Genomic DNA, 21,698 nt, shown 5'->3' with positions numbered 1-21,698 from the left:
TTTGCGATGCTTTAAGTTTGCGTTGCTCCTTGAGCCCTGCCGCTGCGGGCTTAATCTAGGCGAACTTCTCCTATTTTCGCATTTGCGATGGATTGAGATGAGAGCCGACTACGCCGTACAACCCCGCTGCGGCTCCGGGTTTGCGGGTCCGACCGACACTCAAGACAGCAGAGTGCGATAGATGCAATACGGTGGCGAAAGTCGGGATTGACCGTCGTGGAACGCTGGCAGCAAGTTGGCTTGGCTTGCCGGCACGTAGAGATAATTGTCAACGCTGATGCTGCCCTCGTTTGGAGAATCGAGGATATCTTCCCGCAGGAACAGCTCCGGTGTCGCGCTGTCAGGCCTCAGCCGCAGGATCGATCGATCCGTCAGGGACGACAGATAGAGGAGGCCGTCGTGCCCCTCCATGATGCCGCTTACCGGTGGTATCCTTGCCACCTTCTCGACCTGCTCCGCGATCTCGTCATCCGAGAGCTTTGCGTCGGTGATGACCTCGACCGGAACGCGATACAACGTCGGTCCGAACAGAGCCGAGAAATACAGGAACCCGTGTACCCGGCTCAGCTCAACCAGATCAACTTGCACCACCAGTGGCTTGCCCCGGGCTAGCAGGGGCTTGCCATCTACAATCGGGACTATAGTCGGATCCGCTGCTGTCAGGGCATGGCCATCTAGAACCCGGCGGGCGTGCCCGGTGTGGAGGTCAAGTACGATGATCGCGCCTAGATGCGCGTCCGTGATGAAGGCATGGGTCTCGTTGGCCCGCAAATGTCCTAGCTGGGTTCCCTCGGGTGCAGCGATCTCGTTCAGCACATAGACGCGCTGCGCGCGGTTCTCCTGAAGGTCGAAGCAGACAAGCTTCGGACGGCTGCCCGATTGGTTAGAAGTGTCAAAGAAAGACTTACCCTCATCGACGACCCAGAGCCTGTCAAGGCGATCAATGTGGATGGAGTGTACACATTCAAATCGGTCTTCGGGCGCGGACTGCGCGGGATTAAGACTGTTCCAAAGGTCGCCTGGATAGGGCTGGATCGACCCGTCCGGCGCGACTTCTCCGACGCCGGGTGTCGGCTGCCCGAGCCATCGCGGAAAGCTAGTGAAGACGCGCCCCGCGGCGGAAACCGCAGCGTTGTTCAGCATGTATTGGTCAGTGCTACCGACTAGTTCGAGGCGGGACATCTATACACCCTCATTGTCGAGAATCCATGCGCCGACATGAACGACCACGATTGCGGCACCTACAGACCCGGCATTGCGCCAACGGTGGGAATTGCCGCTCTGGACCAGGACATCGCCCTGGTTCAGAGCAACCTCACCGTTGTCTGTGAGGTAGCTCAGCTCACCCTCGACAACGGTGATGAAGTCGAGTGAGGGGTGCTGACGCATCGTCGGGTTGTTTCCGGGCTGAACCTCGACCCGCCAGAAAGAGCTGCCTACGTCGCCCGGTGCCACGAGGTCGCCCTGCGTAGGCGGAGCATTGTCCGACGGCGGCGACGACGACTCGTTCCAATATGGCAAGACGCTGGTGAAGTCATCGACATCAATGCGCGCCGCCAAATCCGCGTCTACAAGGATAGCCGCCTGCCCTTGCCCGTCGCTGCCCAACACCACGCAGCGCGCCCCGTTTCCAGGCGTACCGCCGTCCAATGCCCCCGGCGAAAGCGAGCGGGACCCCGACGCACCGATCATGACCGACAGGATTTCCGCCGGGCTGTTGGTCCGGTTTTCCCAGGAATGGAAACCGCCGTCCAGGACCACGGCATCGCCCTCGGCAAGGCACGTTTCTTCGGCTTCGGTCACCAACCAGATCTCGCCGCGGCGCACGACCACATAGTCGAGCGTCTTGGTCCGGTGCAGGGAGCCGCTGAACTCTATGCCGCCCGCCCCTCCCAAGACCGCGTTCTCCTCGCCCTTCAACTCGCTGCTGACGGGGAGAAACCGGACGACGCGCGCCACGACCTGCCCCTTCAGAGGCATCAGGATCGGATTAGCACCATCATAAGACGGATTGGCCAGATCGATCGGCGAGGTCGCCGCCTGCCATATGTCACACACCTCTACCCCGGGGGCGAATGGCCTGAACCGGCATCTGCATTGGTCCAGCAAAGCCGAGCCGTCCTCGGTGTAACCGGCAACTAAACGATGAACGTCCTCCACGCTCCGCCTCCCTTTTTACGCGCACGTCCCTAAGCCAATGCCAATGGACGCAAATCTACCGTCCGTCCTATTGCGGCGCTACAACGCCTTATGCTGGTAAGCACTTATCACTCAATCTCATTGTTATGCTACCTTAAAAAATGTATCCGTCAACCAATAATGTATTATTTGTGGATTGATACTTTCTCTGTCCGTGATGGCTGGCTATCGAGGAGTACTGGTATTAGATCAGTCTGCCCCTTACCGGCGTCCAGAGTGAAGTCGATTTCGATCCACGGGCAGATGTTTCCATGAGGGCCAGCGGAAACCCTCTGTCCGTCGATGTTCGGTGTCGCCAGGCCAAGCGGTAGAGAGCCGACGTCGCGCGGGTGCGCGGTCGGGAGCAAAGGCGGTGGAAGCGGCCACTTGTGTCGTCTCCGCCACCCTTTGCATTGCCGGACCGCCTGCAAAGGTTTCGGCAGTCCTCAGTTCGTGACGCGCCTACCCCGTCCCGGCGTCGGCCTCGGTGGCGTCGCGGATGAGGCCCGCACTACCATAAATGCGGGGTTGCGCTGATTGACAGCCACGCGGCTGGCACCGACAAGTGCCTTTGCCCTGGACGTCTACAACAAGGGCCATTGGTTATCACGGCGCACACGGCTGACTGTGTCCTACGGGAGAGCGTAGATATCTCGATTTCCGCCAAGGCTGCCCAATCCTCGGATCATCAATGTCAGTTCAGCATTCGACAGCCCTTAGGATTTGGCGGACTACCGATAGTAGTAGGTGCTGCGCGGCAGGTTCATGGCGTTGCACCCCCGCCACCTGCAGAGATGCCGTGTTCACTTCATGCGCAAAGCGCTGGCCCAGGTTCGTCGCAAATTTTTGAAATGGTCGCAGATGTGGCTATCCCCGGACGCCAGTTATGCAGCGAGTTTAGCAATTGCTGAAAGGCGGATTGGTCAGTGCCATCGGCAAAGGATCCACCCGTCCCCAGAAGCGCGTCGTCGCCCTGGTTTAGCGAATGAAGTCGTTTTTCTGATCCTCAGATGTTCACTCGCCAAGCGGGTAAGATCGAGCAAAATGGCCCGAACAAGAGAGTGCTGCTTGAAGAGCGTTCAAAACCCCTTCTTGGCGATCACGGTTGCGGTCGCCAAGAGGAACTGCGGTTCGCGGGATCTCCGTTCGGACCAAAGTGGCACCGCTGTTGATCGATGCATTAGTGCTGCCCAAAGTCAATGATCCCAACAAAGTTATGCTGGAAAGCGACATTGTCTGACTATGGCGCGCTGATCTCCGGGATCAGTTATCGACCTCATAATTGGTCACGAAATCGGCGGGCGTTTGCGGGCCCCAGAGGTAGATGGAATCCTCTGGCGGATAATCGCCGGCCTTCCAATCCTCATCGAAGGGGATATAGTCGATATCAGCCGAATATTCGCTGTAGCTGCCCCACGGATCGCGGACGTAGTGGAAATAGTTGGAGCCGAGAACATGACGGCCGAGCCCCCATCCTCTGACGAAGCCCTTGTCGGCCATCTGCATGGCGCCGCGGCCGATTTCATCGATGGATCCGACATCCCATGAGCAATGGTGGAGCCCCGGCCCGGATGCTTTGGCAAAAGCCACGAGATGATGATCGCTTCCATGAATACCGTGCATGAAGCAGATGCCGCTACCCGAGCGGTCCGAAAGCCTCAAGCCGAGATAGCGGCTGTAAAAATCAATTGCACCCTGCACGTCCGCTGTGAAGATCAGCACATGCGCCAGACGACGCGGGCGCACCGTAGTGACCAACGATCTCTGAGGGGCTGCCGCGGTGCCGGCCGGCTCGGATTTCATCAGGAATTGCGTCTTTTCGTCGGGCGAACTCTTGTCGGCAATCTTGAGTTCGATCAGCACGCCATTGTGGTCATGGAACCAGACGCCGTTCTTATCAAAGCCCCTGGGCGCATCCATAAGACGGATGCCACCCTCCTCTAGCCTACGTCGCATAGGCTCGAAGTCTTCCTCGAAGGCCGCAAAAGACAGAAAATTCAGCTTCTTGGCTGCTCCCTCCCCGATGCTCGCCCAGCGCTGGTTCGACCCGAATGTGTAGAGCCCAAGCGTATTGCCCTCCTCCCGCACATCAAGGCCGAAGGTCTTGTAGAAATCTTCTGCAACACGAAGATCGGGCACTACCATATTGAAGGCATCCATCGAGTGGATGCCGAGTTCGCCGGGTCGCTTGGTAATGGCGACCTTACCTGTAATTGCCGTCATGTATCCCTCCTCAGAGACATGCAGAATGCGGTAAGATTAGGCAGCGGCTCGCTGTACGGACCGGTCTTTGACCGGATTTGACAGGATGCCGATCCCTTCGATTTCCACTTCGCAGATGTCGCCATCCTTCATGAACAGTTGTGGCTTCCGTGCCACGCCGACGCCCGATGGTGTTCCGGTAACGATCACGTCACCCGGCTGCAACGTCATGAAGCTTGAAAGGATGGCGATCAGCTTAGCGACAGGAAATACCATGTCGTCGATGGATGCGTCCTGTACGACATGACCGTTCAGACGCGTCTGCAACCGGAGACCGGCACAGCCCGGCGGCAATTCATCAGACGTGACGAACCATGGGCCAAAAGCTCCGGTGTCATCAAAATTCTTGCCCGGCGTCCATTGCGGCGCCTTGAACTGATAGTCCCGGATCGAGCCGTCGTTGAATATCGAATATCCAGCAACATAATCGAGCGCATTCGCTTCCGAGACTTCACGCGCCGCCTTGCCGATAACTGCAACGAGCTCGCCTTCATAATCTAGCTGGACGGAGACTTCCGGGCGCAAGATCGGCGCACCATGGGCAATCAGGCTTGAATTGAAGCGTCCGAAAATTGTCGGGAAATCAGGTTGCTGGAAGCCGCTTTCCGCCGAATGGTCGGTGTAGTTCAGACCAACACATACAATCTTTTCCGGATTGGAAATCGGCGGCAACAGTGTAACACGGTCAAGATCGACGACCGGGGCGCGCTTCAGAACGTCTGCTGCCACGGCAAGGGCGGCATCGCCCGCACGGATCAACGTCAGCAGGTCACCAGGATATCCGGCATCGCCATCTCTCAGACCATGCCAAGCGCCATCAAGGTCGAGCGCCAACCCAACGACATCATCAGCTTTGAACGAAACGAAACGCATCGGTGCCTCCTCTTTACAGACATCACGATAGCTGCCTAAAATTTATCAGTCAACGCATAATATATTATTTTGCCTTTCATATTTTTAAAATTTTGCGCGAACTGCGAACTTGCGTAAATCGCCCCCCCACATTACAAAGAACATGATAATATATTATGCGCCAGATAATGGATTCTCACGGCTGTCGCCCACACGGAGAAGAAATGGCAAGTCCCAAGGCTGGAAGTCTAACGGCAGAGGCGCACGCCCGACTGCGAGGTGATATTCTCGCATGTCGGCTCATCCCTGGACAAAAGCTGATCATTCAGGATTTGTGCGATTCCCGCGGCTTCAGTCTCGGAGCGGTCCGCGAAGCACTCTCCCGCTTGACGTCCGAGGGCCTCGTTGAAGCAGAACCTCGGAAAGGCTTCCGGGTCGCACCCATCACCGAGGAAGAATTAAAGGACATCACCAATGTCCGCGCGACCATCGAAAGCCTATGCCTGGAAAACGCGATCCGTAACGGCGATCTGAAGTGGGAAACCGGCATCGTGTCGACACTGTTCGAGCTTTCGCGACTAAACCTTCAAGATGCCGACGATGGCGCTCGCGTCAGCGAGGTGTGGGCGGAAACACACCAGCGCTTCCACGAGGCGCTGGTGTCGGCCTGCGACAGTCCCTGGCTCCTGCGGCTGCGAGCGACCTTGTTCACCCAGTCGGAGCGCTATCGCCGCGTATCAGTCCCCCTCGACCGTGACGACCGCGATCTGCATGGCGAACACAAGGCGATCGCGGACGCAGCCATTGCCCGCGACACGGTGCGGGCGGTAGCGGAAATGCGCGCCCATCTTGAAAAGACGACGCGTATTCTCATCATGGCCGATGTCGTCAATCAACACCGCGTCAAGGAAGACCCGGCAGCCTGACTGCCGGGTAACCTGTCAAAGCGTGCGGAATGGCGAATGAACCGCGATCTCCGGTGCGGACTTGTTCTCGCAGATCGCAATGTCGAACTTGCCGTTGTCAACGGCGGACCAAAATAAGGCCACGCGCCGGAGAAACAGTCGGCCACGGTCTGCGCACGCATGAGACCTCCGGGAGGGCGTAGCCCGAGCGGGGGTCTTATGCGTGCGCGGCGATTTTCTGAAAGGGTTTCAGCCTGCCTTTCGGGCGCGGCTTTGGGCGAGACGATAGCTGTCGCCATTCATCTCGAGGATGTTGACGTGGTGGGTGATGCGATCGAGCAGAGCGCCGGTCAGACGCTCCGACCCCAAGGTTTCCGTCCATTCGTCAAATGGAAGGTTGCTGGTAATCAGGGTCGCGCCGCGTTCATAGCGTTGTGAGATCAGCTCGAACAGCAATTCTGCGCCGGTCTTGGAAAGCGGCACGAAGCCCAGCTCGTCAATGATGAGAAGCTGGTATGCGGCCATTTGCTTCTGGAAGCGGAGCAGACGCCGCTCGTCGCGCGCCTCCATCATCTCGCTGACCAGGGCGGCGGCCGTGGTGAAGCCGACACACAGCCCCTTTTGGCAGGCTGATAGGCCGAGACCGAGAGCCACGTGGGTCTTGCCCGTGCCACTCGGACCAAGCGCAATGACGTTCTCGCGTCGCTCGATCCATTCGCAACGGGCCAGTTCCAGCACCTGCATCTTATTGAGCTTCGGGATGGCGGCGAAGTCGAAACTGTCGAGGCTTTTGACGACCGGGAACCTGGCCGCCTTGATGCGGCGCTCGACCTTGCGGCGGTCCCGTTCGATCATCTCCCGTTCGGAAAGCCGGAACAGGTATCCAACATGATCGACGCCCTCTGTGGCGCATAGCCGGGCCAGCTTCTGGTACTCGCGCTGGAAGGTCGGCAGCTTGAGGGTTTTGAGATAATGGGAGAGCAGGATCTCCGGGACTTCGGTGCTCATGCCGCTTCTCCCGCATCCGACGACAAGAGGCGCATATAGGCCTTCGCTGATGTCGTTTCGACCGTCGCCCTCGGCAGGTACGGGTAGATGGACAGGTCCAGTCGCGGCGGCCGGCGCTCCACCCGGCACAGGATCAGATGTTTGACGGCGTCGAAGCCGATCGCGCCGAGCTGGAGAGCCTGCTTTACTGCAGCATGCAGGTCAGCGAGTTCGAAGCTTTCCAGCAGGCGAAGGACCTGCACATACTCACGCCGGCCGTGCTTGGCCATACGGCCTTCCATCAGGCGGCGCAGCGTAGCGAACTCTTCCGGCAGGTCCCAGCCCTGGAGAGGGGCAGCCTGATCCAGCGCATTGATCTTCTGCTCGATCAGCGACAGGTAATGGACGGGATCGAAGACGACGTCTTCCCGTTCCCAGCATCTAGGATGGCGGGCGATGACCTCGCCACGGCAGCCGATCACCACCTCGTCGACATAACCCCGCACCCAGACGTCCTGATGGCCGTAGGCCACCGGGACGGAATAGTCGTTGGTTTTGTACCGCACGAGAGATTGGGCCGTTACCTTGACGCCGGCCTGATCGCAGGCATCGAATGGAGATGCCGGTAATGCACGCATGACCGCCAGATCGCGCTGTAGCCGTTCTCCGATCGTCTCGCTCTCGCCGCGCAACCTGTCGCGCTGGCGCTTGCGGCATTGTTCTTCCAGCCAGGCGTTGAAGGCCTCCCATGTCGCAAACTGCGGGATCGGCACCATGAAGTTGCGCCTGGCATAGCCAACGAGACCCTCGACATTTCCTTTGTCGTTGCCTTTGCCGGGACGGCCATAGCGATCCCGGATCAGGTAGTGGGACAGGAAGCCGCTGAACAGCGTTGCTCGCTTGCGTGTGCCATCGGGCAGGATCTTGGCGACCAAGCAGCGATCGTTGTCGTAGACAATCGACTGTGGCACCGCTCCGAAGAACGCGAACGCATGGATGTGCCCATCGACCCAGGCCTCGGACACAGCCGCGGGATAGGCCCGCACGTAGCAGCCGTCGCTATGCGGCAGATCGAGCACGAAGAAGTGGGCCTTCCGCTCCACGCCGCCGATCACCACCATCGCCTCGCCGAAATCGGCCTGCCCATGGCCTGGCGGATGAGCCAGCGGCACGAACACCTCCTGGCGACGCCGATCTCGCTCGCGCATATAATCCTTGATGATCGTGTAGCCGCCGGTGAACCCGCGCTCGTCACGGAGACGGTCGAACACACGCTTAGCCGTATGGCGCTGCTTGCGCGGCACCTTCACGTCCTCATCAAGCCAATGATCGATCGTCGAAACAAACGCATCCAGCTTGGGTCGCTGGATCGGTGACCGGCGCTGATAGCCGGGCGGTGTCGAATACGACATCATCTTGGCCACGCTATCGCGCGATATGTTGAAATGCTTCGCAGCCTGACGCCGGCTCATTCCTTCCGAGCAAGCCAGACGAACCTTCAGATAAAGTTCCACGGTATAGATCCCCTAGCCCTCCTGCATTCGTCGCAGAAGGGTAAATAGGTGGCCGGGTTTTACTCCGCCGAAGCGGGACTATCCCGCCGCTACCGTGGCCGACTTTCTCACCGCCGCACTCACTTGGCAAAGGCCCGCCGTGCGAAAACCGCTGGCGCGGCAAAAGTAACGCCGGTAGCGGCCCCGTTCTCAATAGCGCCTCCGTGTGAGCGCGCTGTTCCAATTGAATGTCATGACCTTCCTCCTCCCGTTTGGTCTTCTTCAGGCAGAAATGGCCTTCGCTTTGGTTTGTTGAAAACCATACGTCTGCGCCTGCCTGCCAAATTCCGTCAGCATCTCATTCACCTGCGCCGCCCCTTTCGCGCCACCGAAGAGGTAGAAATCAGGGCGCACGAGTATGGCGTCCAAACCGCGTTCCTTCATGAAGCTGAGAATCTGGCCTTGCGTATCGCCGATCTCGTCGTCATGCGCCACCCGCCGATCTGCCACACTGAGGATGGCAATTCCTTGCTCTTCGCAGAGGGCGCGTGTCAATGGGGTCAGCTCGCTCGGTCTGACGGCGCTGGAGAGAAACAGGTTGAAGCCCGGGGCGACGACGCGATCAAGACGGGTCGTTTTTCCGCGATGGCGCACCGCACCATGCGGTGCCAGCTGGCCCGCAGGAAAAATGACATTGCCGTCACGATCTTTCTGGAGCAGCCCTGCTGTCAGGACAGGAAAAGGCGCCGGGGGTGGGGCGGTGCCTCCCAGGAAAGCAGCGTCACGTTCGGCAGCTTTTTCGGCATCCGGCATGCAAATGATGGAGCCGAGGAAAATGGACGCCTTGATGACATCTGTGGCGTGGGGTGCGCGCTCAGGCTGGTAGGTTTCCAGGAGCGAAACATCGGCATTGCCGCTCATCACACGGTCGAGCTTCCAGGCAAGGTTCCACACATCCCGAAGGCCGGCGCACATTCCCTGCCCCATGAAAGGAGGCATAACATGGGCCGCGTCTCCGGCGAGAAAAATACGCCCGTCCTGCCATTTTTCGGCAACCAGCGAGCGGAACGTATAAAGCGCGTGACGGACGAGTTCGCCCTGATCCGGCTTGATCCAAGCGCTTAACAGCTCCCAAACTTTCCTTTCCTCCAGCATTTCCTCGCGTGTCTCATGCGGCAATCGCATGAATTCCCAGCGACGGCAGAGACGGCCATTGTCCATTCCACCTGGAACGATGGTCGTCGGGCGTTCGGGATTGCAATATTGCCCGCATTCAGGAATGCCTAGATCGCGCGATGTCAGCCCGTCCTTCAAGGTGAAGTCGATGACAAGCCAGTCAGCCTCAAAACCAAGATCAGTGCGCTCAATTCCAAGCTGTTGCCGGACGATGCTATTGGCACCGTCGATACCGAGAAGATAGCGGGCCGTGACCTTCCTTGTCTCACCGGATTGCGTGTCGCGAACTGTGACTGTCACCCGATCTGCCGTCTGGCTGACCTCGACCGCTTCGCAATGGAAGTTCAGATCGACATTCGACCGCGCCTTTATCTCGGTGTCCATGGCCCATTCAAAACTTGGCTGATGCACGAAATTGACTTCCGGACCGCCCGATACGGAGCCAGCCGTCCAGTCGATGGCCAGCAACTGCTTCCAGTCAGCATTGAACCAACGGTAAACAGGTGCCGGGGTTGTCACGGTGTCGGCGATATCGCCAAGGCCCGCCGCGTGGAGCACTCGGAAAATCTCGTGATCGATACAGACAGCGCGAGGCATGGGATAGACTTCCTGCCAGCGTTCGAACACCCCCACCTTCCAGCCCATTTTGCTCAGAAACAGCGCGGACGCTTTGCTGACCGGGCCATAGCCAATCTGAATGACATCGTAATCCACGTCACTACGCATCACGTTCATAGTTTCTCCTCCAACTCCTGCCTCACTCATATCACTTGCACATCACAATAGATGGATCAACGAAAAATATATTATACTGCACATTCTGCATTATATGATTAGCGTCACGAGTGAGGAAGCCGGCGTTTGACCGTCCGGGAGGAGGCCCTTCATGGGAGAGCATTTTGTGCTGGAGGCAGCGGGCCTGTCAAAAGCCTATGGCGCGATACACGTGACAACCGATGTGTCGCTGCGCTTGTCAAAAGGTGAGGCGCGCGGCGTCATCGGCCCCAACGGAGCTGAAAAAACCACTCTCTTCAATCTTTTTGCTGGCACCGTTCGTGCCGACACGGGTCGCGCGTCGTTCATGGGGGCGAAGGCCCTGTTTTCCTCGTTTCTGGCGTTGAGCCTGACACCGGCGCTTTGTGCCACCCTGTTGAAGCCGATCGCGGCGGATCACCACCTGCGCACAGGCGTCTTTGCGCGCTTCAATCGTGGCTTCGAAGGGCTCACTACCCGCTATGCCGTCTGGGTGTCCAAGCTGATCGGAAGGCCAGGTCGGGTGATGATTGTCTACGGTGCCATCATCACAGCGCTCGCCTATGCTTACAGCACTTTGCCGACGGCGTTCGTACCGGAGGAGGACCAAGGCTCCTTTATGACGTCCATCACACTGCCGGCAGAGGCCACGGCAGAGCGCACACGTGCGGTTGTTGATTTGTTCGAAAGTCACGTGAGGACGCGCGCCGATATCGATAATAATCTGACGATCATGGGCTTCGGATTTTCCGGCTCGGGTTCGAACACGGCAATGTCGTTCACCACGCTGAAAGACTGGGGCATCAGGTCTTCGACCGTGGATGAAGAAGTCGCTGCTGCGACGAAAGCCATGTCTATGGCCGAAGAAGGGCAAGTGTTTAGCCTGAAACCACCCGCGATCGACGAACTGGGAACCACATCCGGTTTTGCGCTGCGTCTGCAAGACCGGGCCAACCACGGTGCAACCGCCCTGCTCGCTGCTTCAGATCAACTGACGAAACTGGCGGCTCAAAACAAAAGTTTGACTGACGTGCGTGTCGATGGTTTGCCAAGCGGCCCAAGCGTAACGCTCCGGATCGACCGCGAAAAAGCCGGTGCAATGGGTGTGGCCTATTCCGCTATCAGTGATACATTGGGTGGTGCCGTAGGCTCGACCTATATCAACGATTTCCCGCATGCCGGACGCCTGCAGCAAGTGATCGTCCAGGCCGATGCTTACAGCCGGATGCAGGTCGATGACGTCTTGAACCTGCATGTTAGAAACGACACGGGAAAAATGGTTAGGCTATCGGAATTTGTCACGGCAGAATGGTCGACCAACCCACTACAGTTGACCCGTTACAACGGGTATCCATCCTTAAGTCTATCAGGTTCCGCAGCTGCCGGGGTCTCAAGCGGCAGGGCCATGGATGAGATAGAAAATCTCGCCTCTCAGCTACCGAAAGGTTTTGCTGTGGAATGGACCGGGCAGTCCCTTCAGGAACGTCAGTCTGGTGCGCAAGCGCCTCTGCTCATGGCCTTTTCCTTTTTGATTGTTTTTCTCGTACTAGCCGCTTTGTATGAAAGTTGGACAGTACCTGTGGCGGTCATGCTCGTCGTGCCGCTGGGCATTATTGGTGCATTGATCGCTGTTCACATGCGAGGACTGGAGAACGACGTATTTTTCAAAGTGGGGTTGATAACGCTGATCGGGCTTTCCGCCAAAAACGCCATACTGATTGTCGAGTTCGCAAGAAAACAGCAAAAGCATGGGATTAACCTCGCAGAAGCGATCGTAGAGGCGTCACGGTTGAGACTGCGGCCCATCGTCATGACATCGCTCGCTTTCACTCTCGGCATCGTACCGTTGGTCTTCGCAACGGGGGCGAGTTCTGAAACCCAGAACGCGATTGGCACAGGGCTTTTTGGAGGAATAATATCCGCGACCGTGCTTGCCGTGTTGTTCGTGCCAGTTTTCTATATCCTCGTCGTTAACATATTTGGAGGCGTTAAAAGCAGTGGCTGTTTGGAAATCAAGGTTCTAGACGAGTAGTTCAAACGGGGGCAGCGTCGTTTGGTCATTCTCCGGTGACTTTGCCTGATGGTTTTCTTGTGAGTTTGATCCATTTTCCGTGATCCACTTATGCCGGATAAAGTTGTTGTCGGACAAGTCACTGCCGCGGATCTGAAAAGCTAACACGAAATGGAAAAACGGGTTAAATCCTGATGAAACTCAACAATTATGAAACGATGCGCTAAGTTCGCTGCCGACATGTAACAGTGTTCTAAGAACACAGGTCTAGTTCCCTCCAATTGAGTGTTGACGAGCAGGCATTAATCGGTGAGACCGGACAACCATGTCATGGACAAATCGAGAACCTGATGCGCCTGAAATCTCCTTGGAAAGCCCGACTCAACGGCAGTGAGGGGAATCCGTCGACTCGCTTGCTGGAAGCGCTTTCCGAGGACATTTTGGCGGGGATTTTGGTGGGTGGCGACAGGTTGCCACCACATCGTGAACTTGCATGGATGTTAGGTCTCGGTGTCGGCACCGTGACCAAGGCCTATGCGGTGTTGGAACGGCGTGGTTTGGCAAGAAGCATCAAGGGAAGGGGAACCTTTGTTGCAAACTTGCAAGCACAAAGCCAAGCCACCATCGATTTTTCTGTCAATGCTATCCCGCCGATGTTGAGTGATCGATTGCTGGCGCGAACCTTGTCTACAGTCTCTCGCAAGATCGATACACAACACGTCCAGCTAAGGCCGCCACTTGCCGGGCATGATGCGCACCGCAGGATCTTTGGAAAATGGCTTGAAAGCCTCGGGATATTTGTTGAGCCCGACCGCATCATGCTAACAGGAAGCGGCCAGCAGGCGCTCTGGCTGGCATTCGACACCTTGTGCGGCGGCAGGGGCCTGATCATCACCGAGCGACTGAGCTATCCCGGCGCCATAGCGCTTGCGCGCCACAGAGGGCATCCGATTGCCGGTGTGGAGATCGATGCAGAGGGCATGATCCCACACGATCTGGCACGGGTTCTGGACGATGCAAGCAATCAGGGTGGGAGAAGGCTGGTTTACATCACGCCTTCTCTCCAGAATCCGACAACCGCTACGATGAGCCTCAGCCGCCGGCAGGACATCATCGAGATTTGTCGTCAGCGTGACGTGCCAATCGTAGAGGATGGCGTTTATACGCTGGGGTCCGATCCTGACCATCCGCCTCTGGTGACATTGGCTCCTGAAGCTGTTTTTCACGTTACCAGTCTTTCTAAAACACTGACGTCAGGTCTTCGACTAGGCGTTCTGGTTCTTCCCGAAAAATGGGTCGCTTCAGCCGAAGAAGCTCTGCAGATTATTCCATTGGCAGCATCACCACTGGACTATTCCTTACTTGAAGAATGGTTCAGCAGCGGGGTTGTCGAAGCCACGCGAACATCGCTTCGGGCTGAAGCCGCCCGCAGAGCACATCTTGCTGCCTCGCTATTTTCGCACAGGAAGATCGTCACCAATCCTGCGGCGTTTCATGCTTGGATTCCGATGCGCCATGCGCAGGCCGAGGCGTTTGTTTCTTCAGCCGAAATGATGGGTGTTATCATTTCGCCACCAGATGCAATGCGCGCAGACCGCCAGGATGAACTGACGGGGATACGGCTTTGTCTCGGCGGTCCCTCCTTTGATGAGTTATCGCGCGGCCTGTCAGTTCTGGCAAAATTTCAGAGCGGCTCTGTGTGAGTACAGGGCCGCTTTGAAACTGTTACCAGATGTTGCTGTCCTCTTAGGCTCGAGCGCAGCTACCAACGGATCCGGACGGACGCCATGACTTCCCTGTCATCTCCATATTGGCAGCTGGCAAACTCGCAATTGACGTAATCTTTTCCAAACAGGTTAGTGGCGTTGACCGAAAGTGTCACATTCTCGTTGACTTCGTAGCGGACAAGCGCATCGACAACCGCATAGGCTGGTATCCCGTGATTGATGCCTGAGGCACGGGTTGTTCCTTTGTAGCGGACGCCGCCTCCAACGCTCAAACCTTCAATACCCAGTTGCGCAAGATCATAGGTCATCCACAAGGCAGCTTGGTGGTAAGGTGAGTTTTCGCTGCGTCGACCAATTTCTGCAGCAACCTCGCTCTTGGTAATTCTTGCGTCCGTATAAGCGTATGACCCAACCACAGTGAGATAGTCTGTAAGGTCAGCTTTCGCTTCCAGTTCCAGGCCCCGTGCGCGTTGTTGACCAATCTGTGTGAGGTCACCGGCAAGATTGGCTGAAACAACATTATCCTGAGTCAGCTGATAGAGGGCGGCACTGAACAGCATGTTGGTTCCGGGCGGCTGATAGCGGATACCGGCCTCAATCTGTTCACCTGTTGTGGGATCGAAGTTTATATCGCTGGTGAAAGCACCAATGGACACTGGGAAGAACGATTGCGAATAGCTGATGTAAGGGGCCAGTCCATTAGCCGTCTCATACACCAGTCCTGCACGCCATGTCGTTTGCTGCGCATCGCGGGTAACCGTTTGTCCGGTTCTATGGATCTTAAACTCCTGGTCTGCCCAGTCGTGGCGCAAGCCTAGCAGGACATTCCAGCGTTCGTAGAAATTGATATTATCCTGAAGATAAATTCCATGCTGTGTGGTCGTGGTTTTACCGCCACGATTGAGAGCAGGGTTTTTGTTCACTACAATGGGTGTTCCGTAGACCGGATTGTTCAAATCGATCGAGCCAACAGCCGCACGGAAATTGTCAGAGTCATAGGATGTGTCGTAAAAATCATATCCCACGACGAAGGAATGTGACAGTGGACCTGTATCCAGGTCAAACGCAGCATTCATGTCATGGGTAAAACCCTTCGCGCGATCCTGACGGTCACTGTATTGCCGGGCCAGAATACCAGTTGCAGCGGCATTATTCACCGCAGCAGTGCCGGTCTGGGCCATCAAATAGCGCCAATCAAGGTCCGATTCATAGTAGCGCGATTTTGACGAGAACTTCAGATCATTATCAAAACGATGCGTGAACTCGTAGCCAAGAGCGCTCATGTCGCTCTCCATTCGGTCGTAACCGGGTTCGCCAATAAATGTGTCCCGTCCGAGGAAGAAGGGACCAGATCCTATACCGTCAATGATCTGGTACGGAATTGATGCTGGAAACCGGGTGCTGCTTCGTTGGTAGAAACCAAGGACCGATAGCGTTGTATCGTCGTCAGGGCTCCATTCCAATGCTGGCGCAATGTAGAAACGATCGTCATTGATGTGGTTCACCGGCGTATCACTATCACGACCCATGACGGTGAGGCGATAGGACAGGGTATCGGTCAGGGCATCGCTGAAATCGGCCGTAACCTGTTTGCGCTTATGCAGTCCGCCCTCAATGCCAATTTCACGAAGCGGTTCATCCGTCGGGCGCTTGCTGACACCATTGACAAAACCGCCGGGCGAAAGCTGGCCATAGAGAACAGAGGACGCACCGCGCACAACGTCCACGCGCTCCAATCCGAAAGGTTCCTGAGTTCCGTCATAGGAATTGTTTTGCAGGCGCATTCCATCGCGCAACAAGCCACCCGTGCCGGGCTCTACATCAAAACCCCGGATGCGGAAGCGGTCCGCCACGCGGGAAAAGCTACTTGGTTGTGCGGTAAAGCTCGGCGTATAGGAAAGGACATCGGCTAGGGTGCGCGCGTCGCGATCCTTTATTTCCGTTGCAGACACCACAGACAATGACTGTGGTGTCTGCAGAATCGGCGTGTCTGTTTTGGTCCCGCTATTGCTTGTTTGAGCAACGTAGCCATCGATTGGCGCAGTCGCGTCTCTCTTGCCTTTCACAACAATTGTTTGAAGGACAGTTGCACTCTGACCATCCTGCGCTATGGCTCCACCCGCTGAAAATATGGCCCATGCCAAAGCGGTTATCGGGATAAAAGCCGAGTTGCAAAGCAGGCATTTGGTGCTGAATTTCTTGAGATGTCGACGCATTGAACCCCCATGGTCTTGACCTTGCCGAACAAACATGACACTCGCGGTCAACAAAGATGGGCGTCACTAACATGTGATGCGCTTCTGGAAAAACGTTAAAGTGTCTCAACACACTTTTAGGATTGCATGCGGTTTGGGATCCGGTGTTACACGGGAGCCAACCAGATTTTACATCTTTGGTCTCGTCATGAAGACGTCGGCGCCTGGACAAACAACACATGTTTTCGATTAGTGATCTAAATGTGTACCACGGTGCCACGCATGCTCTGCGCGGCATCAATCTGAACGTGAAGCAGAATCGGTTCACTGCCCTGATTGGTCCCAACGGTTCGGGGAAATCAACCCTCCTTGGCGCAATGGCGGGAAGTATACTCCCCATACAGGGCAGCGTTTTTCTTGATACAAAAGAAGTGTCGTCCTATCCAAAGCGTGAGTTTGCCCGCCTGGTTTCGTTTCTCCCTCAACGGACGCATACTCCAACCGGCGTAAGCGTTCGCGAATTGTTGGTGCAAGGACGGTTTCCCTGGCGCACTTGGCTGGGAAAATGGTCGAACACGGATGAAGAGGCTATCCAACATGCTGCCTCGCTTTGCCAGGTCGACACCTTGCTGGATAAATCACTTACGGCGCTTTCGGGCGGCCAACTTCAACGCGCATGGATTGCGATGACGCTGGCGCAGGAGGCACCAATTGTCCTGCTTGATGAACCCACAACCTATCTGGATGTCGCCAATCAGTTGAGCCTCCTCGATCTGCTGACCGTATTACGAAACGCGGGCCGCACGGTAGTCGCTATTCTCCATGACCTTAATCAGGCGGCCCGATATGCCGATGAACTTGTCATGATGCGAGATGGCCATATTGTTGCTGAAGGGGAGTCGACACAGGTTTTCACCGACGGCAACATCGAAAAGGTATTTGGTGTGCGCTCCAGAATGTTGGCGGATCCCGTGACCGGGGACATGATTTGTATCCCTTCAGCGCGACAGACTTAGGCGGCTGACATGTTATCCGCCGCGCGTTTAATCCCTTTTACCGCACTAACGATTGTTCTTGCCATCGCTGCATTGGTGCATCTGGCATTCGGGGCACGTGCGCTTGAATGGGCTGTCGTGGTGGATGCCTTATTGTCTCCAGATTATGCCAATCCACTCCATAATATTGTCCTAGATATGCGCATGCCGCGTCTCTTCAGTGCGTTGATCGTTGGCAGCGCACTGGGTTTGGCGGGGGTACTGCTGCAAGCACTGACGGAAAACCCGCTTGCGGATCCGGGCCTGCTTGGCATCAACAGTGGCGCTGCGTTTTTTGTGGTTGGCGGATTGCTGATTGTGCCTGATATGACTCTGGCGATGATCCCGCTTTTGGCATTTTCTGGCGCTATTGTGGCGGCATCGTTTGTTCTTCTCAATGCAGGCGTAGAACAAGATCGCGCACGGCTCATTCTTTCCGGGGTCGTCATCAGTGCGCTGTTCAGCGCTCTGACCTCAAGCATTCTTCTGATGGATCAGCAAGGACTCGATACTCTCAGGCGTTGGCTTATTGGTTCGCTGGCGTTCGAAACCAGCGAAGCAAGATGGCACACCTTGCCCCTGCTCATTCTTGCTTGCGGCATAGCCGTGTTCAACATTCCCAGTCTCAACCTTTATCGCCTGGGGTCACACAGGGCCTCATTGCTGGGGTTGAACATTGGGCGCTTTCGTTTCTCTATGCTTTTGGCAAGTGTGCTTCTCTCCGCTTCAACCGTAGCAATTTCCGGACCAATAGGTTTCGTTGGCCTCGTGGCGCCCCATGTCGGGCGACTGTTGTTTGGTAACAATCATCGCACCCTGATCATAGCGGCCCCCCTATTGGGCGCATTGATGGTGGTGATCGGCGATTTGGTTGCTCGCGTTGTCGTACGGCCGCTCGAACTGAACACCGGAATTGTTACCGCTTTTGTTGGCGCGCCGGTGTTCATCGCCCTTGTTTTGCGGAGGCTGAAATGACGCCTGCGTCACCCCGCTCAAATACGGCATTCAAAGACAGGCAAGCACAGAAAATTCTTGTTTTCCTCTGCATTTTCATGCTGTTTTTTGCGTTCCTTTCGGTCACTCTCGGTAGTTATCCGATAACGTTAAGTGATGTCGTCACAAGCTTCAATTCAGGTGATGACAAAGATATTCTTCATACAATCATCTACGATATTCGCCTTCCTCGGATCATGCTGGCTGTTTTGTCCGGTATGGCAATGGCGCTTTCGGGCGTTGTCCTTCAGGATTTAACCCGCAATTCACTTGCTGCACCAGGCCTTGTGGGGGTTGAAGCCGGGGCAGGGACGGCCGTGCTTTTGGCGATGATCGTCTGGCGTTCGGCCCTCACGGTAGATTTCTACCCTGTCGCGGCCTTTGTAGGCGGCGTGGCGGTTGCACTTTTGATAGCAGTACTGTCCTGGAACAAAGGCGTTGACCCGTTACGCCTGATACTTGTTGGTGTGGGGATTAGTGCAATTCTGGGTGCGGTTTCCGACACGATGATAACATATGGTCGGATCGATCAGGTAGAATCTGCCTTGTTGTGGTTGGCGGGTAGTCTTCACAACGCAGGCTGGACAAATGTCCGCGGCCAGTTTGTTTGGCTGGCGATTTCAGGGATACCTATCCTGTTGCTTTATCGTCATTTCGATCTTTTCCAGCTCGGCGAGGACGTCGCAGGCAGCCGTGGACTGGATGTCGGCAGGTTCCAGTTGGTTGGATTGCTGCTGAGTGTGATGCTGACAGCTTCCGCGGTGGCCAATGTCGGCACCATGAGTTTCATCGGGCTCATCGCGCCGCACGCCTCCAGAATGCTTGTGGGGGATCGCCACCGATTTCTGTTGCCGCTGACGGCCCTTGTGGGCGCTTGCATCGTGCTGGTAGGCGACACGATCGGCCGAACGCTGTTTGCACCCCTTCAGATACCAGCCGGTCTGGTCGTTGCCGTTATCAGTGCGCCTTATCTGCTTTTCCTGCTTTTACGCAGAGGACATAATATCTCATGAAAATGCGAGCAGTATTTGTAACGTTGTTGTGCCTTGTGAGTGGTGTGGCCGCTGAAGCAAGTGAACCAACAAGAACATTCACGAACCAGTTCGGCAAAACAGAAATTCCTGTTTCGCCTCGCTGTGTCGTGTCTTTGCATGATTTCAGCCTAACCACGCAATTACTGGAGCTCGGCATTACGCCCTGCGGCTCTTCGGGCCGCAAGCGACTGTTTAAAGAAACGGTTTTTCGCGGCGCATCGCAACGTTTCGATACCTCGGCTATTCGCTATGTTGGCACGCATCAGGCGCCAGATATTGAGACCATCGCGTCTCTCAAGCCTGACCTGATCGTTGGCCTGTCCTATCACGCAGCACTTCGCGAAAAGCTGTCGTCAATTGCGCCGGTGGTTCTGTTGCCGGTTCGCGAAAAGAGAATACTGGAATATGCTGAACAATTGGCAGATATCGTGGGCAAGCAGGCTCGCTACCACGAGTTGAGCATGGAGTATCAGGGCATCGTCAGCGCATTCAAAAATCGTGTGAGAGATCCCGCAACCATCACGGTTACGCCAATGGAGATTTACCGCGATGGTTTTCGCATCATCGGTCGCGGTGGTATGGAGCAGGTGATTTCAGACTTCGGGCTCGGTCACGTCCCAGCCTATGCAAACAGCTCCCCTGACATACCCTACAGTCTGGAACGGATTTCAGATTTTGACAGCGATGTGATCATCGACACTTACGAAGAGATGCTGAGTGAAGAAGCGGAGACCATGGCATTTCGCTCAACCGCGCAATGGCAAAATCTCTTTGCTGTCCGCAACCGCCAGTTCCTGTACCTTAACCGCAGCCGCTATGGAGAAACGATGAACGGTCTAATCGGATCAGCGACTTTGCTTTTTTCGCATATTGGTGAGCGCGAAATCCTACGGCAAGCCGACCTCAACGAGGCGGAACAGTCTCACTAAGACCTGTATCAATCGATAGGTTCGACCGCTACAACCTGCCAGCGGTCAACTGCTGGACTTGAACCCGTCTTGATGGTGTCGCACCGGGTACTGACCTCAAATGGATGGCGAGCCAATCGAACGCGCAGGCGGAGCGAAGACACAACAGCTATGAATTCAGCGTCGTTTTGCGGGTCGTTCGAAAATCCCGGGCTTTCCTGTAACGCCACCTCCGTTGCGCCGTCATCGACAGCGTAGGTAAGCGCAGCGTGCTCTGCCACCTGTCTTGCTGCGTCAAGCGTCGGATTGCCGCGATAGGCCGGTAGATATGGAACTCCTTTGGACAGGTCCTCCAAAAATGCGGGGACGGCTTGTGGTTCGAGTCGGCCATATCTCTGCCGCGCAGGCAGGACAATAAGGGTCGCCGCGAAGCGACAACCACCCAGATGGGTCGATTGCAGCACTCGAAATTTTTTAGGATCAGCATTTTCTTTCAATGCTTTCCAGGTGGAAAATCCGTACTTCGCACAACAGGGATCCTGCTTGCTGTCCGTGCAACAGAGTATGGTTATGCGCGCGTCAGCTTCACCCTCCAATGTCCCGCCGGAGGCGATGTTTAGCAGGTGTTCTGCTGCCAGCTCCTGAGACGCTACAGGTAACACCTTTCCGTCGACCGACAACGCGATATCATCGCCGTCAACCAGGGCAACATGGACCCCAGCCTCGTTTGCTTTGAAAATTGCCTCTGACAGGGTTTCCGACATCTCAGAGGACGTTGTTCTGGGAACCCGCCAATGGCGCCGGGGCCAATGTAATAGTGCATATCGTTTTGCAGCCTCGCCAGATCCGGGCAGAGGCTCTCCGCATTCGATGCTAATGTTGCGGCAAAACTGATGATTGGTCATAGGACATTGACTTACGGGAGAGTCATAGCATCAGACAAGAAAAATCGCGGCTGAAGGTACCGGGTACTCGTAAGGCATCGTCTCCGTTTGTGGGCAGTCCTACTCTTGCCCTCGAAAGTCACGCACGGCTTTTTCGCTTCGTCCACATAACTGCTCTTGGCTGTTCTGTTGATTTTCACTGAGAATTGACCCGGCGGGGATGCGGATAAAAACTTGGACTGATTTAGACGCTAAGGCCAAGACTTCTGCGATACTCGATGGGACTGAGTGATCCCAATGATAATT

The 21,698-nt window shown here is 56.0% G+C and carries 16 protein-coding genes and 2 pseudogenes; 8 read left to right on the top strand and 10 right to left on the bottom strand.

Going from position 1 to position 21,698, the window contains the following annotated elements; genetic code table 11:
- Positions 1 to 159: 159 nt before the first annotated feature.
- The 4 genes from FB593_RS26290 to FB593_RS26275 all read right to left on the bottom strand — a co-directional run bounded on the left by FB593_RS26290 (position 160) and on the right by FB593_RS26275 (position 5,313).
- Positions 160 to 1,182: an L-dopachrome tautomerase-related protein gene (locus tag FB593_RS26290; RefSeq protein WP_145167458.1), complete on the bottom strand. Its 1,023-nt coding sequence runs from the start codon at positions 1,180 to 1,182 to the stop codon at positions 160 to 162.
- Entirely contained in the window at positions 1,183 to 2,160 is a 978-nt protein-coding gene (locus FB593_RS26285) for a cupin domain-containing protein (RefSeq protein WP_145167456.1), read from the bottom strand. It abuts the gene before it with no gap.
- A 1,281-nt stretch (positions 2,161 to 3,441) separates the two neighbouring features.
- Entirely contained in the window at positions 3,442 to 4,401 is a 960-nt protein-coding gene (locus FB593_RS26280) for a VOC family protein (RefSeq protein ID WP_145167454.1), read from the bottom strand.
- A gap of 36 nt (positions 4,402 to 4,437) precedes the next feature.
- A complete protein-coding gene (locus tag FB593_RS26275) occupies positions 4,438 to 5,313 on the bottom strand; it encodes a fumarylacetoacetate hydrolase family protein (protein WP_145167452.1) in 876 nt (291 codons plus the stop codon).
- Between the two features lie 203 nt (positions 5,314 to 5,516).
- Here FB593_RS26275 and FB593_RS26270 point away from each other — a divergent pair, with 203 nt between their 5' ends.
- A complete protein-coding gene (locus FB593_RS26270; RefSeq protein WP_145167450.1) occupies positions 5,517 to 6,218 on the top strand; it encodes a GntR family transcriptional regulator in 702 nt (233 codons plus the stop codon).
- Positions 6,219 to 6,446: 228 nt separating this feature from the next.
- On the opposite strand, the gene istB is transcribed toward FB593_RS26270, so the two are convergent.
- From istB to FB593_RS26255, 3 genes are all read right to left on the bottom strand, one after another.
- Positions 6,447 to 7,205 (bottom strand): IS21-like element helper ATPase IstB, encoded by a 759-nt coding sequence (gene istB / locus FB593_RS26265; protein WP_145167448.1) that lies wholly within the window; start codon positions 7,203 to 7,205, stop codon positions 6,447 to 6,449.
- On the bottom strand, positions 7,202 to 8,698 hold the full coding sequence (gene istA / locus FB593_RS26260) for an IS21 family transposase (RefSeq protein WP_145167446.1): 1,497 nt from the start codon (positions 8,696 to 8,698) through the stop codon (positions 7,202 to 7,204). The genes istB and istA overlap by 4 nt, the downstream gene beginning before the upstream one ends.
- A gap of 261 nt (positions 8,699 to 8,959) precedes the next feature.
- Positions 8,960 to 10,588: a bifunctional 3-(3-hydroxy-phenyl)propionate/3-hydroxycinnamic acid hydroxylase gene (locus tag FB593_RS26255; protein WP_145167444.1), complete on the bottom strand. Its 1,629-nt coding sequence runs from the start codon at positions 10,586 to 10,588 to the stop codon at positions 8,960 to 8,962.
- Positions 10,589 to 10,739: 151 nt separating this feature from the next.
- Between FB593_RS26255 and FB593_RS28000 the strand changes: the two are divergent.
- From FB593_RS28000 to FB593_RS26245, 3 genes and pseudogenes are all read left to right on the top strand, one after another.
- Positions 10,740 to 10,931 (top strand): annotated as a pseudogene (locus FB593_RS28000) (ATP-binding cassette domain-containing protein); the annotation flags it as partial.
- A gap of 3 nt (positions 10,932 to 10,934) precedes the next feature.
- A pseudogene (locus FB593_RS26250) lies at positions 10,935 to 12,638 on the top strand (efflux RND transporter permease subunit); the annotation flags it as partial.
- A gap of 329 nt (positions 12,639 to 12,967) precedes the next feature.
- A complete protein-coding gene (locus FB593_RS26245; protein ID WP_145167442.1) occupies positions 12,968 to 14,320 on the top strand; it encodes a PLP-dependent aminotransferase family protein in 1,353 nt (450 codons plus the stop codon).
- A 59-nt stretch (positions 14,321 to 14,379) separates the two neighbouring features.
- Here the strand turns inward: FB593_RS26245 and FB593_RS26240 are convergent, their stop codons facing one another.
- A complete protein-coding gene (locus FB593_RS26240; protein WP_145167440.1) occupies positions 14,380 to 16,560 on the bottom strand; it encodes a TonB-dependent siderophore receptor in 2,181 nt (726 codons plus the stop codon).
- A gap of 218 nt (positions 16,561 to 16,778) precedes the next feature.
- Between FB593_RS26240 and FB593_RS26235 the strand changes: the two genes are divergently transcribed.
- Genes FB593_RS26235 through FB593_RS26220 form a run of 4 tightly spaced genes read left to right on the top strand, consistent with a single transcriptional unit; the run spans position 16,779 to position 20,529 of the window.
- On the top strand, positions 16,779 to 17,555 hold the full coding sequence (locus tag FB593_RS26235; protein ID WP_145167438.1) for an ABC transporter ATP-binding protein: 777 nt from the start codon (positions 16,779 to 16,781) through the stop codon (positions 17,553 to 17,555).
- A gap of 9 nt (positions 17,556 to 17,564) precedes the next feature.
- Positions 17,565 to 18,548, top strand: coding sequence for a FecCD family ABC transporter permease (locus FB593_RS26230; protein ID WP_145167436.1), 984 nt, complete (start codon positions 17,565 to 17,567; stop codon positions 18,546 to 18,548).
- Positions 18,545 to 19,579: a FecCD family ABC transporter permease gene (locus tag FB593_RS26225; RefSeq protein WP_145167434.1), complete on the top strand. Its 1,035-nt coding sequence runs from the start codon at positions 18,545 to 18,547 to the stop codon at positions 19,577 to 19,579. The genes FB593_RS26230 and FB593_RS26225 overlap by 4 nt, the downstream gene beginning before the upstream one ends.
- The gene (locus tag FB593_RS26220) at positions 19,576 to 20,529 is read left to right on the top strand and encodes an ABC transporter substrate-binding protein (RefSeq protein ID WP_145167432.1); all 954 of its coding nucleotides are present in this window, start codon (positions 19,576 to 19,578) and stop codon (positions 20,527 to 20,529) included. Before FB593_RS26225 ends, FB593_RS26220 begins: the two co-directional genes overlap by 4 nt.
- 8 nt (positions 20,530 to 20,537) lie before the next feature.
- Here the strand turns inward: FB593_RS26220 and FB593_RS26215 are convergent, their stop codons facing one another.
- Both FB593_RS26215 and FB593_RS27750 read right to left on the bottom strand, forming a co-directional pair.
- Positions 20,538 to 21,272: a sucrase ferredoxin gene (locus tag FB593_RS26215; RefSeq protein WP_321186342.1), complete on the bottom strand. Its 735-nt coding sequence runs from the start codon at positions 21,270 to 21,272 to the stop codon at positions 20,538 to 20,540.
- A 240-nt stretch (positions 21,273 to 21,512) separates the two neighbouring features.
- Positions 21,513 to 21,698 (bottom strand): hypothetical protein (locus FB593_RS27750; RefSeq protein WP_210246052.1); only part of this gene is annotated, 186 nt, incomplete at its 5' end.

The sequence above is a fragment of the Rhizobium sp. SJZ105 genome (genome assembly GCF_007828365.1).
Taxonomy (GTDB): Bacteria; Pseudomonadota; Alphaproteobacteria; order Rhizobiales; family Rhizobiaceae; genus Agrobacterium; species Agrobacterium tumefaciens.
This window is presented reverse-complemented; position numbering and strand designations above follow the sequence as displayed.

Excerpts from the sequence above, each read along its gene's own strand:
- FB593_RS26255 (WP_145167444.1), bottom strand. The coding sequence starts at position 10,588 with ATGAACGTGATGCGTAGTGACGTGGATTACGATGTCATTCAGATTGGC.
- FB593_RS26290 (WP_145167458.1), bottom strand. The coding sequence starts at position 1,182 with ATGTCCCGCCTCGAACTAGTCGGTAGCACTGACCAATACATGCTGAAC.
- FB593_RS26230 (WP_145167436.1), top strand. The coding sequence starts at position 17,565 with ATGTTATCCGCCGCGCGTTTAATCCCTTTTACCGCACTAACGATTGTT.
- FB593_RS26240 (WP_145167440.1), bottom strand. The coding sequence starts at position 16,560 with ATGCGTCGACATCTCAAGAAATTCAGCACCAAATGCCTGCTTTGCAAC.
- istB (WP_145167448.1), bottom strand. The coding sequence starts at position 7,205 with ATGAGCACCGAAGTCCCGGAGATCCTGCTCTCCCATTATCTCAAAACC.
- FB593_RS26235 (WP_145167438.1), top strand. The coding sequence starts at position 16,779 with ATGTTTTCGATTAGTGATCTAAATGTGTACCACGGTGCCACGCATGCT.
- FB593_RS26275 (WP_145167452.1), bottom strand. The coding sequence starts at position 5,313 with ATGCGTTTCGTTTCGTTCAAAGCTGATGATGTCGTTGGGTTGGCGCTC.
- FB593_RS26220 (WP_145167432.1), top strand. The coding sequence starts at position 19,576 with ATGAAAATGCGAGCAGTATTTGTAACGTTGTTGTGCCTTGTGAGTGGT.
- FB593_RS26245 (WP_145167442.1), top strand. The coding sequence starts at position 12,968 with ATGCGCCTGAAATCTCCTTGGAAAGCCCGACTCAACGGCAGTGAGGGG.
- FB593_RS26270 (WP_145167450.1), top strand. The coding sequence starts at position 5,517 with ATGGCAAGTCCCAAGGCTGGAAGTCTAACGGCAGAGGCGCACGCCCGA.
- FB593_RS26280 (WP_145167454.1), bottom strand. The coding sequence starts at position 4,401 with ATGACGGCAATTACAGGTAAGGTCGCCATTACCAAGCGACCCGGCGAA.
- FB593_RS26225 (WP_145167434.1), top strand. The coding sequence starts at position 18,545 with ATGACGCCTGCGTCACCCCGCTCAAATACGGCATTCAAAGACAGGCAA.
- FB593_RS26215 (WP_321186342.1), bottom strand. The coding sequence starts at position 21,272 with ATGTCGGAAACCCTGTCAGAGGCAATTTTCAAAGCAAACGAGGCTGGG.